Below are 15,948 nucleotides of genomic sequence, written 5' to 3' on the forward strand. Positions count from 1 at the left end.
GGCGGCGGGCCGATCTGGAGCGCGTCGACGCGGGGCAGGCGCTGGTGCGGCTGCTGCCGTGGGCGACGGGTGAGGCGGTGCGGTTCGAGGAGTTGGCGCCGGAGCGCCTGGAGGTGCCGAGCGGTTCGCGGGTGCGGGTGGATTACGGCGGTGAACAGCCCGTACTGGCCGTCAAGTTGCAGGAGTTGTTCGGGTTGCGGGAGTCGCCGCGGGTGGCGGGCGGGCGGGTGCCCGTGCTGGTGCATCTGCTGTCTCCGGCGGGGCGGCCGGCGGCGGTGACGGCGGATCTGGCGTCGTTCTGGCGGGACGGCTACCGGTCGGTGCGGGCGGAGTTGCGGGGACGCTACCCCAAGCATCCCTGGCCGGAGGATCCTTCGGCGGCGGAGCCGACCCGGCACACGACGGCGCGGCTGCGGCGAGGGTGACGGGGATGAGGGGGATGAGGGGGATGAGGGGCCGTCCGGCGCGGTGGCGGCGGCGCGGCGGCTTCGGCCGGGCGGGTGGGTCGACTGCGGCTCGGGGCCGGCGCGTTGGCGGTTCGGGTGGTGCGCGCGGCGCCCATTGCACGCATACCGTGCCCGACAGCTGGTCACGTACTGTGTCGATTTCATGCCTCCACGTTACGGGCTGCCACTGACAACGCCCGCCGCCTGCGCCGTTCCCGTTTCTGCGGTCGCTTTGCGCGGCTGCCGGCCGCGGGCTTCGAGGACCAGGCTGAGGGCGAGCAGGGCGGCTCCGAGGGTCAGGAATCCCCAGGGGAGGTAGCTGGTGAGCAGCAGGACGAGGGTGCGCTGGGCGGTGACCTGGGCGACGGTGGACCTGACGTAGTCGCCCCGCATCCTGACGTGGCCGGCGAAGGCGGTGACGGTGCCGCCGCCGGGCAGCAGTTGGCCGCCGCGGAGTTCTTCCTTGTGGATTTCCTCGCCGTTGACGGGGGCGCCGGTGACCGGGTCGACCCAGAACATCCGCGTGGTGCTGTACCAGCGGGTGGTGCCCATTTTCTCGACGGCCTCGGGGGTGACGCCCTTGACGGGCATCTTCTTGGGGAGCGGGACCTTGGTCCAGGGGATGGTCTGCTCGAAGTAGTAGACCTCCAGGCCGTGGAAGGTGCGGGTGCCCTTGTAGTGGATGGGGGCGGAGGTGCGGGTCTGGGCGTCGAAGTAGGTGTAGTCGCGTTTCTGGGTGAGGAACGGCCATTTGTACTCGACGCCGGCGCGGCGTACGGGGTCGCCGTCGACCATCTCGCCGGTGGCGTGGACGGGTTCCTGGGAGTGGGCGTCGAAGATGTAGCGCTCGGGGACCTCGGAGACCATCGTGCCGTCGGGGCCGGCCACGTAGGAGAGGGTGTCCCAGACGACGACGTCGCGGCCGGCGGTCTGCTTGATCCGCCGGGCTTCGGCGACGTTGCCCTTGAGGGTCTGGACGATGGTGACCTTGGGGACCCGCCTGGCCTTCATGGTGCCGTAGTCGAGGAGGGTGGCGGGGATGGCCTCCAGGACCATGTCCTGGTATTGGCCGGGCGGGATTTTGGCGAGGCGGGGGAAGGCGTACCACCGCATCAGGGGCGACAGTGCGGTGAAGAAGACGGCGAGGGCGAGCAGCACCAGGCTCGCCGTGCGGCGCATCCCGGTGGCGGGCGCGGGGTGCCGGGTGGGCGGGGTTCGGGGCATGGCGGTGGCGTCCCTCCCTCAGGGGTGCTCGGGGACGGTGGTCAGCAGCGGTTTGGGGGAGGTGTGGCCTTGGGGGGTGCCGAGGGCGGTGAGGGTGAGGACGAGGGCGAGCGCCGCGGCGAGTCCGACCGCGGCTGCTGTCAGGGCGCGCATGGCGGTCCTCCCGGAGAACGGACCTGATATAGCGTCAGGGCTGGGGCACCGTAGCAACGGCGGGCGCAGATGAGAACACGTTGCACCGCCGTCCCGCCCCGGTGCGGGGCGGGACGGCGGTCGGGTGGGTGCGGGTACCGGCCCCGGTGCGGTCAGGCGCCGGCCGGTGCGGTGACGGTGAGTTCGACGGCGAGGACGGCGCCGTCGGCGGTGGTCAGCCGGAGTCGGAACGTGCCGGGGTGGGTGTCGGTGTAGATCTTCGGGAGGGTGAGCAGGCCGTTGGCGTCCGTGGTGAGGGTGGTCAGGGTGCGGACCGGCTTGTCCTTGTCGGCGCCGGTGGCCTTGGGGTCCTTGAAGTACGGGCCCTTGTCGTTCTGCACCGGCTTCTTCGGGTCGCCGGTGACCATGGTCGCGGTGACCGCCACCCCGGCCGCGGCCTTGCCCCGGTAGGTCGCCCTGATCTCGACGGCGTCGTCCGCGTAGGCCGTGCCGGCGGTGGTCCGGAGCTTCTTGGCGGAGGTGCGGGCGAGTGTGTCGGCCTTCGGTGCCGGTGCGGCGGTGACGGTGGCGGCGAAGTCGACGGCGGGCACGTCACGGCCGACGGCGGTGGCGCGGACGGTGAAGGCGCCGGCCTTGTCGCCCGCGGTCAGCCGGGGGGCGGTGGCCAGGCCGTCCTTGCCGGTGGTGACGGTGACGGCGGTCGCGTTGCCGGGGAAGCGGGCCGCGGTCTCGCCACCGAGGGTGAAGCGGACGGGGGCGCCGGCGACCGGCCTGCCGGCGGCGTCCTTGGCGCGGACCTGCGGGGAGGTGGCGAACTCGCCGCCCGCGGTGGCCGTGAGCTCCTTGCCGTTGCCGCCGTCCTTGCCACCGGCTCGTTCGAGGGTGGTGAGCGGGGCGGGGTCGACCGGGGGCTTCGGGGTGGGTGTCGGCGTGGGCTTCGGGGTGGGGGCCGGGGTGCCGCCGCCGTGGGACGGGCCGGTGGCGCCACCGGTTCCGGCCGGGGTGCCCGGCCCGTGCGGGGTGCGGGGGCCGGAGGTGTCGCCGCCGGCCGCGCCGCCTCCGGAGGCCGGGGTCCGGCCGTCCGCCACGCCGGGGCCGCGGTCCCGGTGCGCCGCGCCGCCGCCCTGCGTGCCGTGTCCGGTGCCGCCGCGCCGTACGGGGAGGGTGCCCTTGCCGTCCGGGACCTGGAACGTGCCCTTGCGGTAGAACGCGTACCAGGACAGCACCGTGCGGAGGTAGTCGGTGGAGTCGTTGTAGCCGAGGACGGCCCGGTCCAGGTCGGCCGGTACGGTCAGGTCGCGGCCACCGGCGCAGAGGTAGTGGCCGGCGGCGAGCGCGGCGTCGAAGATGTTGTTGGGGTCCTTGATGCCGTCGCCGTTGCCGTCGGCGCCCCAACCGGTGCCGTCGGGGCCGCCCTCGGACCAGGTGGACGGGATGAACTGCATCGGGCCGACGGCGCGGGCGTAGCCGGAGTCCCCGTCGTAGCGACCGCCGCCGGTGGCGGGTATCAGGGCGAAGCCGTGGCGGCCGTCGAGTACCGGGCCGAGGATGGGCTGCGGGGTGGTGCCCTGGGCGTCGACCGCTCCGCCGCGGGCCTGGCCGGATTCCACCTCGCCGATCGCGGCGAGCAGCTGCCAGGGCAGCCGGCAGCCCGGGTCGGAGGCGTGGATACGCGCTTCGGCGCTCTTGTAGGCGGCGAGGACGGTGGCCGGTATGCCCGCCTGGGCGGGGCCGGTGATGACCCTGCCGCCGCCCGGGCGGCCCGAACCCCTGGGCGGTACGGGGCTGTTGCGGGGCGGCAGATCGGTGTAGTAGGGCGAGCCGCCGTCGACGGGGGTGTTCGCGGGCGGTGTGGGGGTGGCCTGTTCCCGGTGGGCGGCGCGGGCGGCGGCGCCCGGTGTCTGGGAGGCGGTCAGGGTGGCCAGGGCCAGTGCCGCCACGGCCGTCGAGGCCGCTCCCCTCTGGAGCCGCCGCCGGAATGTGGCTGCCATCAGTGCCGTACCTCCGCGTTGAGCTGCCGCGCGCCTGTCTGTCGCGGGTGCCTGACTGCTGTGTGGTGTGACGCCGGCGTGCGGGACGCCGCATGCGGGTCCCCCGGCGCCCAACTCCGGTGACACTACGACAACTCGGGCCGCGCAGCTACCACTCCGCTCGGCCACATATACCGCTCACATCGGCCACATAATGATCCGAATCGATCGAGGAGCCGTAGATGCCGTTCACGCTCAGTCATGCCGCCGCTGTCCTCCCGTTCATCCGGCAAACCGGCGCGGCCCGCGGCCCGTTGGTCGCCTCCGCGCTGGTCGCGGGCTCCTTCGCACCGGATCTGCCGTACTACGCGGACACCGTCGTTCCGGGCGGTATGGCGTTCGGCACGGTCACCCACTCCCTGCCCGGCGTGCTGACCGTCGATGTCCTGATCAGCGCGGCGCTGGTCGGCGGCTGGCTGCTGCTGCGCGAACCGCTGGTCGCGCTGCTGCCGCGCTCCCGGCGGGAACGGCCGCGCGCCTTCGCCCGCGGTCGCCCCTGGACGCCGCGCGGAACCCGCGAACGGGCCCTGCCGGCAGGCTGGTTCTTCCTGTCGGCGGTGCTGGGATCCGTCACGCATGTCGTCTGGGACGCCTTCACCCACCCCGGCCGCTGGGGCACGCGGCTGGTGCCCGCGCTGAACACCGTGATGGGCGGCCGGGCGGTCGCCATGTATCTCCAGTACGCGACGTCGGCGCTGGCGCTGGCCGGGATCGGCTGGTTCCTGTGGGCGGCGCTGCGCGGCGAGCGGTGCGGCACGGGGGACGGCGGTACGGGGGCCGACGGTACGGCGGTTGGCGGCACGGCGGTCAACGGTACAGGGGCCGGCGGCCCGGCCTCCGGCGCCGGGGCGGCCGGGCCCGTCGGAGCCGCAGCCGCCGCCGTAGCCGCAGCGCCGGCGCCCGCGGTGCCCGAACTGGCCCTGTGGCCAAGGCTGTTGCTGACCGCGCCGGTCGTGGTGTGCACCGTGCTCGGCGGCGCCTACCGCACCGCACGGGCGTATGCCCTCCACGGCGCGACGGTGGGCTGGTTCGACTACGTCCCGGACCTGCTCTTCGGCGCGGGCGCGGGGCTCATGGCGGGGCTGCTGGGGTACGCGGTGACCGTGCGGCTGCTCCAGCGGCGCGCCCACCGCGGGCGGGCGGCGGCCGGAGGCGCGCCGGGACGGCCGTCGGGGGCGGGCGCGGAGCCGGCTGCCTGACTGCGGCACGCACGCACGGGGCGCGGCACGCACGGCGCGGCCCCTGCTCACCGCACGGGCCACGCCGTCGTCCTGCTGCGGCTCAAGGCCGCGCCGTTCTGTTGCGCCTCGGGGCCGCCTCCAGGCCCTGCCGGCAAACTCCCGCCTGCCTGCCGACGCCCTGCACGCGCCCCCACCCTCGAACCGGCTTCGCACGGCTCGGGCAAGGGACCCCCTGCGCCGCACCGGACGCCGCCCGACCCGCCCTTCGGGCGGACGACGGGAGTGTGACGACAGGGCCTAGTGCGCCGCGGACTCCCAGTCCTCGCCGTAGCCGACCGAGACGCCCAGCGGGGCGCTCAGCTCGACCGCGCCGGCCATCTCGCGGCGGACCAGCTCCTCGACCTTCTCGTGCTCCCCGGGGGCCACCTCGACCACGATTTCGTCGTGGACCTGGAGCAGCATCCGCGAGGTCAGCTGCGCGGCGCGCAGGGCCGCGTCGACCCGCAGCATCGCGATCTTGACGATGTCGGCGGCGGTGCCCTGGATCGGGGCGTTCAGCGCCATCCGCTCGGCCATCTCGCGACGCTGACGGTTGTCGCTGTTGAGGTCGGGGAGGTAGCGGCGGCGGCCGAGCATCGTCTCGGTGTAGCCGGTGGCGCGGGCCTCCTCGACGACGCGCTGGAGGTAGTCGCGGACGCCGCCGAACCGCTCGAAGAAATTGTCCATCAGCTTGCGGGCCTCGTCGGGCTGGATGCCCAGCTGCTGGGAGAGGCCGAACGCCGACAGGCCGTAGGCCAGGCCGTACGACATCGCCTTGATCTTGCGGCGCATCTCCGGGTCGACCTGGTCCTTGGCGACCGAGAAGACCTGGGAGGCAACGGTGGTGTGCAGGTCCTCGCCGGAGGTGAACGCCTCGATCAGGCCCTCGTCCTCGGAGAGGTGGGCCATCACTCGCAGTTCGATCTGGCTGTAGTCGGCCGTCAGCAGTGAGGCGAAGCCCTCGCCGACGACGAAGCCGCGGCGGATCGCCCGGCCCTCGTCCGTCCGCACCGGGATGTTCTGCAGATTCGGGTCGGTGGAGGACAGCCGTCCGGTGGCCGCGACGGTCTGGTTGAAGGTGGTGTGGATCCGGCCGTCCGCGGCGATGGTCTTGATCAGGCCCTCGACGGTCGTGCGCAGCTTGGCCTGCTCCCGGTGGCGGAGCATGATCACCGGGAGTTCGTTGTCGGTCTGCGACGCCAGCCAGGCCAGCGCGTCGGCGTCGGTGGTGTAGCCGGTCTTGGTCTTCTTGGTCCTGGGCAGGCCCAGTTCGCCGAAGAGGACCTCCTGGAGCTGCTTGGGCGAGCCGAGGTTGAACTCGTGACCCGCGGCGGCGTGCGCCTCCTTCACGGCCTGCTGCACGGCGCCCGCGAACTGCTGCTCCATGCGCTCCAGCCAGTCGCGGTCGGCGGCGATGCCGGCCCGCTCCATACGGGCCAGCAGCTCGCTGGTCGGCAGCTCCACATCGCGCAGCAGATCGGCGGCGCCGACCTCCGCCAGCCTCGTCCCGAACGCCGTGCCCAGGTCGAGGACCGTGCGGGCCTGCCCCATCAGGGCCTCGGCCTCGGCCTCCTCGTCGGCGCCGAACGCCAGCTGGCCGTCGCCGGCCGCGGCGGGGGCGAGGTCGCGCCCCAGGTATTCGAGGGAGAGGGCATCCAGCGCGAAGGAGCGGCGGCCGGGCTTGACCAGATAGGCGGCCAGCGCGGTGTCCATGGTGACGCCGTCGATGCGCCAGCCGTGCTCGCCGAAGACCCGCATCAGGCCCTTGGCGTTGTGCATCACCTTGGGGCGGGCGGCATCCGCGCTCCAGGCGGCGAACGCGCGCTCGTCGGCCTCGTCCAGCTGAGCCGGGTCGAACCAGGCGGCCGGGCCGCCGGCGGCGGCCAGCGCCACCTCGGCGACACTGCCGCTGCCCAGCGTCCAGACATCCACCGTGGCCACGCCCAGCGGGCCGGTGCCGTGCTCGGCCAGCCACGGGGCGAGCTCGCCGGTGCCGAGGACGGTGCCGTCCACCGCGACGCCGGCGGCCGGCGCGGCCTCCTCCGCGGTCTTCTCGGCGCCCGGGTCCACGGCGTGCAGCCGGTCGCGCAGGCCCTGGTTGCGGATCTCCAACGCGTTGAGGAAGACCTTCAGGGCCTCGCGGTCGTACGCCTGGCGGGTGAGGTCGGCGGGGCCCCAGGACAGCTCGACGTCACGGACCATCTCGGTCAGCCGGCGGTTGCGCTTGACGGACTCCAGGTGGTCGCGGAGGTTCTGCCCCGCCTTGCCCTTGACCTCGTCGGCACGCTCCACCAACTCCGCGAACGAACCGAACTGGTTGATCCACTTGGTGGCCGTCTTCTCGCCGACGCCCGGGATGCCGGGGAGGTTGTCCGACGGGTCGCCGCGCAGCGCCGCGAAGTCCGGGTACTGGGCGGGGGTGAGGCCGTACTTCTCGGCGACCTTCTCGGGGGTGAAGCGGGTCAGCTCGGAGACGCCCTTGGTGGGGTACAGCACCGTGACGTCGTCGGAGACCAGCTGGAAGGAGTCGCGGTCACCGGTGACGATCGCGACCTCGAAGCCCTGGGCCGTGGCCTGCGTGGTCAGGGTGGCGATGACGTCGTCGGCCTCGTACCCCTCCACCGCGAAACGCTTGACGTGCATGGCGTCGAGGAGCTCGCCGATCAGCTCGACCTGGCCCTTGAACTCGTCGGGGGTCTTGGAGCGGTTCGCCTTGTACTCCGGGAATTCCTCCGACCGCCAGGTCTTGCGGGAAACGTCGAACGCCACCGCGAAATGCGTGGGCGCCTCGTCGCGCAGAGTGTTCGCGAGCATCGACGCGAAGCCGTAGATCGCATTGGTCGGTTGCCCCGACGCGGTCGTGAAATTCTCCACGGGCAGGGCGAAGAACGCCCGGTATGCCATGGAATGCCCGTCCATCAGGAGCAGGCGCGGACGACCACCCGCCGCCGCCTCGGTGCCGGTCGCTTCGCTCTTCTTCGCTGCCTTTGCTGCCACGCCCCCGATCCTGCCACGCCCCACTGACAATCCCCGCCGCGATGCCCCGCCGCGGACGACTCCCACCGCCACCCGCACCGCACCGCAGCCCACCGCCCGCAGCCCTCCGGACACCCCGAACCGCCACCCGGCCGCACCCCAAGATCCCCCCTACTCCCCCACTCCCGTCCATGACAGGATCGAAAGCGCACGGATCACAGGTGCCCGGCAACGATCCGCCGCCACCCGGCGGAGCAGGCCCGGCACACGGCCCAAGGGAGAGCGACATGGCAGGCAAGCCGCCCGCGTCGGACCCCGTCCAGGACGCCCCGACAATCGGCGAACCCCAGCACGCCGCCGCCGGCCTGCCGGCCCTCGCACACACCATGCGCGCCGCCCAGCAGCAGATGGGCATCCGCCGCACCGCCCTCACCCTGCTGCGGGTCAACCAGAAGACCGGATTCGACTGCCCCGGCTGCGCCTGGCCCGAAGACGACAAACGGCACACCGCCGAATTCTGCGAGAACGGCGCCAAAGCCGTCGCCGAAGAAGCCACCCTCCGCCGGGTCACCCCGGACTTCTTCGCCGCCCACCCCGTGACCGACCTCGCCTCCCGCAGCGGCTACTGGCTCGGCCAGCAAGGCCGGCTGACCCACCCCATGTACCTGGCCGAAGGCGCCGACCACTACACCCCGGTCACCTGGCAGCAGGCCTTCGACATCATCGGCGAGGAGCTCACCGCCCTCGACTCCCCCGACGAAGCCGTCTTCTACACCTCCGGCCGTACAAGCAACGAGGCCGCGTTCCTCTACCAGCTCTTCGCCCGCGAATTCGGCACCAACAACCTCCCCGACTGCTCCAACATGTGCCACGAGTCCTCGGGCTCCGCACTCACCGAGACCATCGGCATCGGCAAGGGCAGCGTGCTGCTGGAGGACCTCCACAAAGCCGACCTGATCATCGTCGCCGGCCAGAACCCGGGCACCAACCACCCCCGGATGCTGCCGGCCCTGGAAAAGGCGAAGGCCAACGGCGCAAAGATCATCTCGATCAACCCGCTGCCCGAGGCCGGCCTGGAACGCTTCAAGAACCCACAGACCCCACGCGGCCTGGCCGGCGGCGGCACCGCCCTGACCGACCTCTTCCTCCAAGTACGCCTCGGCGGCGACCAAGCCCTCTTCCGCACCCTCAACCGCCTCATCCTGGAAACCGAAGGCGCCCTCGACGAAGACTTCATCCGCCAACACACCCACGGCTTCGAAGAGTTCGCGACACAGGCACGCGCCGGCGACGACTGGACCGAAACCCTCCGCGCCACCGGCCTCACCCGCCAGGAAATCGAACGCGCCCTCACCATGATCCTCGCCTCACGGCGCACGATCGTCTGCTGGGCGATGGGCCTGACCCAGCACAAACACGCCGTCCCCACCATCCGCGAAGTCGTCAACTTCCTGCTGCTCCGCGGCAACATCGGCCGCCCCGGCGCCGGCGTCTGCCCCGTACGCGGCCACAGCAACGTCCAGGGCGACCGCACCATGGGCATCTTCGAACGACCCACCCCCGCCTTCCTCGACGCCCTGGAAAAGGAGTTCGGCTTCGCACCACCCCGCAAGCACGGCCTCGACGTCGTCCGCGCCATCCGCGCACTGCGCGACGGACAGGCCAAAGTCTTCTTCGCCATGGGCGGCAACTTCGTCTCCGCCACCCCCGACACCGAGGTCACCGAGGCCGCGATGCGCCGCGCCCACCTCACCGTCCACGTCTCCACCAAACTCAACCGCTCACACACGATCACCGGCGCCCGCGCCCTGATCCTGCCAACCCTCGGCCGCACCGAACGCGACCTCCAGGCAAGCGGCGAGCAGTTCGTCACAGTCGAGGACTCCATGGGCATGGTGCACGCCTCACGCGGCCGACTCACACCCGCCGACCCGCACCTGCTCTCCGAGACCGCCATCGTCACCCGCCTCGCCCGCCGCGTCCTCGGCCCCGACAGCCCCACCCCCTGGGAAGAGTTCGAGAAGGACTACGCCACGATCCGCGACCGCATCTCCCGCGTCGTACCCGGCTTCGAGGACTTCAACGCCAAGGTCGCCCACCCCGGAGGCTTCGCCCTGCCACACGCCCCCCGCGACAGCCGCAGCTTCCCCACCGCCACCGGCAAGGCCAACTTCACCGCCGCCCCCGTCGAATACCCCACCGCCCCCGAAGGACGCCTGCTGCTCCAGACACTGCGCTCCCACGACCAGTACAACACCACCATCTACGGCCTCGACGACCGCTACCGCGGCATCAAGAACGGCCGCCGCGTAGTACTCGTCAACCCCGACGACGCCCACCGACTCGGCTTCGCCGACGGCACGTACGCGGACCTGGTCAGCGAGTGGACCGACGGCAGCGAACGACGCGCCCCCGGCTTCCGCGTGGTCCACTACCCCACCGCCCGCGGCTGCGCCGCCGCCTACTACCCCGAAACCAACGTCCTGATCCCGCTGGACCACACCGCCGACGTCAGCAACACCCCGGCAGCCAAATCCGTGGTGGTGCGGCTGGAGCCCGCACAGCGCGACTGACCCACCACACGACAGCCCGACACCTCCCGAGGACCGGGAACGAACACCCCCGCACCGGGCACCCGCCCGGCCGCCTGATAGGAACAGGCCCAGATCCGCGGCGACCAACAGCGCGAGGGCAAGCGAAACGGAGCAGTCCATGGGTGAGCAGAGCACGACCAAATTCCCGCAGGCGGTCCTCGACCAGTGGTCCGACATCGGCGTCGACCTGCCCTCGCTCTTCTCCGCCGGGCACCTCGGTGAACGAATGAGCGTGCGGGTCACCGAGGCCGCCCCGGACCGAGTCGTCGGCACCATGCCCGTCGAGGGCAACACCCAGCCCTACGGGCTGCTGCACGGCGGCGCCTCCGCCGTACTGGCCGAAACCCTCGGCTCCGTCGGCTCCATGCTGCACGGCGGCCCCACCAAGGCCGCGGTCGGCGTCGACCTCAACTGCACCCACCACCGCGGCGTCCGCTCCGGACTCGTCACCGGCATCGCCACCGCCGTACACCGCGGCCGGTCCACCGCCACCTACGAAATCGTCATCACCGACGAGCAGGACAAGCGGGTGTGCACCGCCCGGCTGACCTGCCTGCTGCGCGACACCGACCAGGACATCTACCGCCCCTGACAGCACGATCACGCCACCGCGGCGGCCCCCCGGCACCCGCCGACACGGCCCCGCACCCGGCCTCCCGGGAGCGGGGCCGCACCCGTTTCAGCAACGCTGCATAATGCGCGCGCCATGCGGGCAGCACACGGACCACCCACCTCCGGCCGCCCCCTCCGAATGCCTAAGTCACCACCGGCCGGCAGACCAACCTCCCCCGGGGAAACGCGAGTTCACCCTCCGCACGGCGCGCACACCACGGCCCCGACGCCCCCACCACCGACGAACCAGAACCCCGCAGCCCCGGACAGGCAAACGGCCCCGCACCGATCACCGGTACGGGGCCGCCCACCCACACTCCACGCAGCCGCTAATCCCGCTTCTGCTGCTGCTTCTGCTTCTTCTCCTCGGCATCCTCGATGACCGCCTCCGCGACCTGCTGCATGGACAGCCGCCGGTCCATCGACGTCTTCTGAATCCACCGGAACGCCGCCGGCTCCGTCAGCCCGTACTGCGTCTGCAGCACGCTCTTCGCCCGGTCCACCAGCTTCCGCGTCTCCAGCCGCTGCGTGAGGTCCGCGACCTCCTTCTCCAGCGCCTTCAACTCCGTGAACCGGCTCACCGCCATCTCGATCGCCGGCACGACATCGCTCTTCGAGAACGGCTTGACCAGATACGCCATCGCACCCGCGTCCCGCGCCCGCTCCACCAGTTCGCGCTGCGAGAACGCGGTCAGCATCAGCACCGGGGCGATGCTCTCCTCGGCGATCTTCTCCGCCGCCGAGATCCCGTCCAGGACGGGCATCTTCACGTCCAGGATCACCAGATCGGGACGGTGCTCCCGGGCCAGCTCCACCGCGGCCTGCCCGTCCCCGGCCTCGCCGACGACGGTGTAGCCCTCCTCCTCCAGCATCTCCTTGAGATCGAGGCGGATGAGTGCCTCGTCCTCGGCGATCACGACACGCGTGGTCAGCGGCGGGACGTGCGACTGATCGTCTTCGACGACGGGCTGCTCGGGCTCGGCGGCGCTCACGGGACTCCTCGTTCCTGGCAGGTGGTGCCATTGCAGCCTACCTAGAGGCGACCATCGTTACTCACACGGTAGGGTGTCGTACGCAGCTGGCCCGGTTGGTGGAACTGGTGAGACACGCGGCGCTCAAACCGCCGTGCCCTTTGGGGCATGTGGGTTCGAATCCCACACCGGGCACCTCTGACTCAAGTGGAACCTCACGTTCTCGTGAATTGCGCGGATTGCACTCCTGCGTCGATCAGTCATCACGCACAGTGATGACATGAACTTCCATGGCACTGACGTGCGACAGAGGGCAATCACCCAGCTCCGCGCAGGCGTGAGAAATGCGGACGTGGCCCGCACATTGGGCGTACCGCTCGGCACCATCGGTTACTGGCAGCATATGGACCGCGCCAAACGCGGAGAGTGCCCAGGCGCCCACAATCCGAAATGCCCACGTTGCGACGGTCGCGAGCTCGACGAGGCGGCATACTCGTACCTCCTCGCGCTTTACCTAGGCGACGGCCACATCATCCAGTACTCGGAGCACCGCGTACCGAGCCTGATGATCGCCTGCGACAACAACTGGCCGGGCCTCATGGACGACTGCGAAGCCGCGATGCGGGCGGTTTTCCCCGACAACTCAGTCTGCCGGCTCAGCCGCACGGGCTGCCACAACGTGAAAATCTACTCCAAGCACTTATGGTGCCTGTTTCCGCAGCACGGCAAGGGCAAGAAGCATGAGCGCCCGATCGTCCTCGAAGCCTGGCAGCAGGAGATCGTGGACGAGTATCCCTGGGCGTTCCTCCGCGGGCTCGTCCACTCCGACGGGTGCCGGATCACCAACTGGACCACCCGGCTCGTCGGCGGCGAGCGCAAGCGCTACGAGTACCCGCGGTACTTCTTCACCAACAAGTCCGACGACATCCGGAAGATGTTCAGCGACACCCTCACCAAAGTCGGCGTCGAGTGGACCGTGCTCGCCCGCGGCAGCGACCCGTTCAACATCTCCGTGGCCCGCAAAGCCTCCGTGGCCCTCATGGACGCACACATCGGGCCGAAGTACTGACAGGGACGGCAGTCAGGTACCTCGGCCCAGCTTGTTCAGGTGCGGGAGGGGTGTTACTTGGGCGAGTCGTCCTCGCCGATGTGGTGGACGCGGACGAGGTTGGTGGAGCCGGGGACTCCGGGGGGCGAGCCGGCGGTGATGATGACGGTGTCGCCCTTCTGGCAGCGGCCGATCCTCAGGAGTTGCTCGTCGACCTGGGCGACCATCTCGTCGGTGGAGTTGACGGTCGGGCCGAGGAAGGTCTCCACGCCCCAGCTGACGTTGAGCTGGGAGCGGGTGGCGGGGTCCGGGGTGAAGGCGAGGAGCGGGATGGGTGAGCGGTAGCGGGAGAGGCGGCGGACGGTGTCGCCGGACTGGGTGAAGGCGACGAGGAACTTGGCGCCGAGGAAGTCGCCCATTTCGGCGGCGGCGCGGGCGACGGCGCCGCCCTGGGTGCGGGGCTTGCTGCGTTCGGTGAGCGGCGGGAGGCCCCTGGCGAGGATGTCTTCCTCGGCGGCTTCGACGATGCGGCTCATGGTGCGGACGGTTTCGGTGGGGTATTTGCCGACGCTGGTTTCGCCGGAGAGCATGACGGCGTCGGTGCCGTCGATGACGGCGTTGGCGACGTCGGAGGCTTCGGCGCGGGTGGGGCGGGAGTTGTCGATCATCGAGTCGAGCATCTGGGTGGCGACGATGACCGGTTTGGCGTTGCGCTTGGCGAGTTTGATGGCGCGCTTCTGGACGATGGGGACGGTTTCCAGGGGCATTTCGACGCCGAGGTCGCCGCGGGCGACCATGATGCCGTCGAAGGCGGCGACGATGTCGTCGATGTTGTCGACGGCCTGGGGTTTTTCGACTTTGGCGATGACGGGGCGGAAGTGGCCTTCTTCGCGCATGATGCGGTGGACGTCTTCGATGTCGCGGCCGGTGCGGACGAAGGAGAGGGCGATGATGTCGGCGCCGTAGCGCAGGGCCCAGCGGAGGTCGTCCCGGTCTTTTTCGGAGAGGGCGGGGACGGAGACGGCGACGCCGGGGAGGTTGAGTCCTTTGTGGTCGGAGACCATGCCGCCTTCGATGACCTTGGTGTGGACGCGGGGTCCTTCGACGGCGGTGACTTCGAGGGTGACCTTGCCGTCGTCGACGAGGATGCGTTCGCCGGTGGTGACGTCGGCGGCGAGGCCGTGGTAGGTGGTGCCGCAGAGGTGGCGGTCGCCTTCGACGGAGGGTTCGACGCTGATGGTGAACTCGTCGTCGCGTTCGAGAAGTACGGGGCCTTCGCGGAATCGGCCGAGGCGGATCTTCGGGCCTTGAAGATCGGCGAGGATGCCGACGCTGCGACGGGTTTCTTCGGATGCTTTGCGGACCCGGTCGAATCGTGCTTCGTGTTCGGCGTAGGTGCCGTGGCTGAGGTTGAAGCGGGCGATGTCCATTCCGGCGTCGACGAGGGCTTTGATCTGCTCGTACGAGTCGGTGGCGGGTCCCAGTGTGCAGACGATCTTTGCTCGGCGCATGTTTCGACTCTATGACTTACCCGGCGGTAGGGAACTGTGGAGAAGTGACTGCTCAACGACCGCTTGGTGAAAGGCTGTTGACAAGTATTGGAATGCGCGCGACACCGCTCCGATGAGCGGAATTTCGCCCGTGTGCGGGGTGGTCTCGGGCCGTGTGGTCTCAGAGTGCGGGGCGGGTCATGGTGAAGCGGGCGTTGACGTTGGCGTAGACGGTTTGGCGCTGGGGTTCGAGGTCGAGGGCGGGGGCGGATTCCTGGGCGGCGCCGCCGTAGGCGGCGAAGGAGCGCATGCCGGGGGCAGGCATGGGGGTGGTGGTGTCGGCGCCGACGTCGGCGATCTCCAGGACGGCGTCGAGTCGGGCGCCGAGGGCTTCGGCGTATTCGCGGGCGCGCTGGACGGCTTCGTGGACGGCTTGGGTGCGGGCGGCGCGGTGGGCGGGTGAGTCGGGGCGCAGGGCCCACCAGGGGCCGTCGATGCGGGTGAGTTCGAGGTCGGCGAGGCGGGTGGTGAGTTCGCCGAGGGCGGTGAAGTCGTTGAGGGTGGCGGTGAGGGTGACGCGTCCGTGGTAGGCGCGGATGCGTTCGTGGCGGCCCTTGTCGGTGAGTTGGGGGGTGAGGGTGAAGCTGCCGGTTTCGAGTTTTTCGATGGCGTCGCCGTAGCTCTTGATGAGGGTGAGGGCGTGTTCGTTGCGGCGGGTGAGGTCGGCGAGGGCGGTTTTGCGGTCGGTGCCGCGGGCGCTGACGGTGACGGTGATGTGGGCGGTTTCGGGGTCGACTTCGAGGCGGGCTTCGCCGCGGACGGCGAGGCGGGGGGTGTCGGGGGTGCCGTAGGGGAGGGGCTGGGTGGGCTGCGTGGGTTGGGTCATGGTGTCAGCTTGCCAGTCGGCGTCGGTTTTCCGGTCAACTGGTCACCGGGGAGTCACCTGTTCGCAACGTCGTGGGGCTGTTGCGGTGGGGGTGGTTGGGTCCACAATCTACGCGCGAAATCTACGCGCGTTGTTCCGAAGTGGCGGGGCCACTGGGCGTATTGGGACCAATTGACCCTTGGGGGAATGGATATGTCGTTCAACCGCAGGAAGTTCCTGGGGCGTTCGGCCGCGGCGGGTGCGGGGGTGGCGCTCACGGGGGCGCTGCCGCCGGCCGCGCAGGCGCGGGAGCCGGAGC

Annotated in this window: 12 protein-coding genes, 1 tRNA gene and 1 pseudogene; 7 read left to right on the plus strand and 7 right to left on the minus strand. The window is 70.8% G+C overall.

Annotated features, from left to right (window positions below):
• On the plus strand, nt 1-425 hold a 425-nt coding region (locus RZ84_RS09140; RefSeq protein ID WP_043263878.1), incomplete at its 5' end, for an ATP-dependent helicase C-terminal domain-containing protein.
• Nucleotides 426-620: 195 nt separating this feature from the next.
• On the opposite strand, the gene RZ84_RS09145 is transcribed toward RZ84_RS09140, so the two are convergent.
• The 3 genes from RZ84_RS09145 to RZ84_RS09150 all read right to left on the minus strand — a co-directional run bounded on the left by RZ84_RS09145 (nt 621) and on the right by RZ84_RS09150 (nt 3,814).
• Entirely contained in the window at nt 621-1,625 is a 1,005-nt protein-coding gene (locus tag RZ84_RS09145) for a cell envelope lipid trafficking protein PgfA (RefSeq protein WP_043269457.1), read from the minus strand.
• A 63-nt stretch (nt 1,626-1,688) separates the two neighbouring features.
• Entirely contained in the window at nt 1,689-1,823 is a 135-nt protein-coding gene (locus RZ84_RS37995) for an SPW_0924 family protein (protein ID WP_107068097.1), read from the minus strand.
• Nucleotides 1,824-1,975: 152 nt separating this feature from the next.
• Entirely contained in the window at nt 1,976-3,814 is a 1,839-nt protein-coding gene (locus RZ84_RS09150) for a lytic transglycosylase domain-containing protein (protein WP_043263879.1), read from the minus strand.
• A 221-nt stretch (nt 3,815-4,035) separates the two neighbouring features.
• On the opposite strand from RZ84_RS09150, the gene RZ84_RS36340 reads away from it, so the two are divergent.
• The gene (locus tag RZ84_RS36340) at nt 4,036-5,052 is read left to right on the plus strand and encodes a DUF4184 family protein (RefSeq protein ID WP_043263880.1); all 1,017 of its coding nucleotides are present in this window, start codon (nt 4,036-4,038) and stop codon (nt 5,050-5,052) included.
• 279 nt (nt 5,053-5,331) lie between these two features.
• Here the strand turns inward: RZ84_RS36340 and polA are convergent, their stop codons facing one another.
• On the minus strand, nt 5,332-8,070 hold the full coding sequence (gene polA, locus RZ84_RS09160; protein WP_043263881.1) for a DNA polymerase I: 2,739 nt from the start codon (nt 8,068-8,070) through the stop codon (nt 5,332-5,334).
• A 266-nt stretch (nt 8,071-8,336) separates the two neighbouring features.
• On the opposite strand from polA, the gene RZ84_RS09165 reads away from it, so the two are divergent.
• Both RZ84_RS09165 and RZ84_RS09170 read left to right on the plus strand, forming a co-directional pair.
• Nucleotides 8,337-10,622 carry an FdhF/YdeP family oxidoreductase gene (locus tag RZ84_RS09165; RefSeq protein ID WP_043263882.1) on the plus strand — a complete coding sequence of 762 codons (2,286 nt, stop codon included), beginning with the start codon at nt 8,337-8,339 and terminating at the stop codon, nt 10,620-10,622.
• Between the two features lie 139 nt (nt 10,623-10,761).
• On the plus strand, nt 10,762-11,235 hold the full coding sequence (locus RZ84_RS09170; RefSeq protein ID WP_043263883.1) for a PaaI family thioesterase: 474 nt from the start codon (nt 10,762-10,764) through the stop codon (nt 11,233-11,235).
• 349 nt (nt 11,236-11,584) lie between these two features.
• Here the strand turns inward: RZ84_RS09170 and RZ84_RS09175 are convergent, their stop codons facing one another.
• A complete protein-coding gene (locus tag RZ84_RS09175) occupies nt 11,585-12,247 on the minus strand; it encodes an ANTAR domain-containing response regulator (protein WP_043263884.1) in 663 nt (220 codons plus the stop codon).
• 89 nt (nt 12,248-12,336) lie between these two features.
• Here RZ84_RS09175 and RZ84_RS09180 point away from each other — a divergent pair.
• Nucleotides 12,337-12,421, plus strand: a tRNA-Leu gene (locus RZ84_RS09180).
• A gap of 85 nt (nt 12,422-12,506) precedes the next feature.
• Complete coding sequence (locus tag RZ84_RS09185; RefSeq protein ID WP_043263885.1) at nt 12,507-13,295, plus strand: hypothetical protein; 789 nt, start codon at nt 12,507-12,509, stop codon at nt 13,293-13,295.
• 53 nt (nt 13,296-13,348) lie between these two features.
• On the opposite strand, the gene pyk is transcribed toward RZ84_RS09185, so the two are convergent.
• Nucleotides 13,349-14,785, minus strand: a complete 1,437-nt coding sequence (pyk, locus tag RZ84_RS09190; RefSeq protein WP_043263886.1) for a pyruvate kinase — start codon at nt 14,783-14,785, stop codon at nt 13,349-13,351.
• Nucleotides 14,786-14,945: 160 nt separating this feature from the next.
• A complete protein-coding gene (locus tag RZ84_RS09195) occupies nt 14,946-15,650 on the minus strand; it encodes an SIMPL domain-containing protein (RefSeq protein WP_043263887.1) in 705 nt (234 codons plus the stop codon).
• A gap of 192 nt (nt 15,651-15,842) precedes the next feature.
• Here RZ84_RS09195 and RZ84_RS40840 point away from each other — a divergent pair.
• Nucleotides 15,843-15,948: pseudogene (locus tag RZ84_RS40840) on the plus strand (twin-arginine translocation signal domain-containing protein); the annotation flags it as partial.

The organism is Streptomyces sp. CT34, assembly GCF_000805335.1.
Classification (GTDB): domain Bacteria; phylum Actinomycetota; class Actinomycetes; order Streptomycetales; family Streptomycetaceae; genus Streptomyces.

Coding starts and splice junctions, on each gene's coding strand:
- RZ84_RS09145 (WP_043269457.1), bottom strand. CDS start 1,625: ATGCGCCGCACGGCGAGCCTGGTGCTGCTCGCCCTCGCCGTCTTCTTC.
- RZ84_RS37995 (WP_107068097.1), bottom strand. CDS start 1,823: ATGCGCGCCCTGACAGCAGCCGCGGTCGGACTCGCCGCGGCGCTCGCC.
- RZ84_RS09150 (WP_043263879.1), bottom strand. CDS start 3,814: ATGGCAGCCACATTCCGGCGGCGGCTCCAGAGGGGAGCGGCCTCGACG.
- RZ84_RS36340 (WP_043263880.1), top strand. CDS start 4,036: ATGCCGTTCACGCTCAGTCATGCCGCCGCTGTCCTCCCGTTCATCCGG.
- RZ84_RS09165 (WP_043263882.1), top strand. CDS start 8,337: ATGGCAGGCAAGCCGCCCGCGTCGGACCCCGTCCAGGACGCCCCGACA.
- RZ84_RS09170 (WP_043263883.1), top strand. CDS start 10,762: ATGGGTGAGCAGAGCACGACCAAATTCCCGCAGGCGGTCCTCGACCAG.
- RZ84_RS09185 (WP_043263885.1), top strand. CDS start 12,507: ATGAACTTCCATGGCACTGACGTGCGACAGAGGGCAATCACCCAGCTC.
- pyk (WP_043263886.1), bottom strand. CDS start 14,785: ATGCGCCGAGCAAAGATCGTCTGCACACTGGGACCCGCCACCGACTCG.
- RZ84_RS09195 (WP_043263887.1), bottom strand. CDS start 15,650: ATGACCCAACCCACGCAGCCCACCCAGCCCCTCCCCTACGGCACCCCC.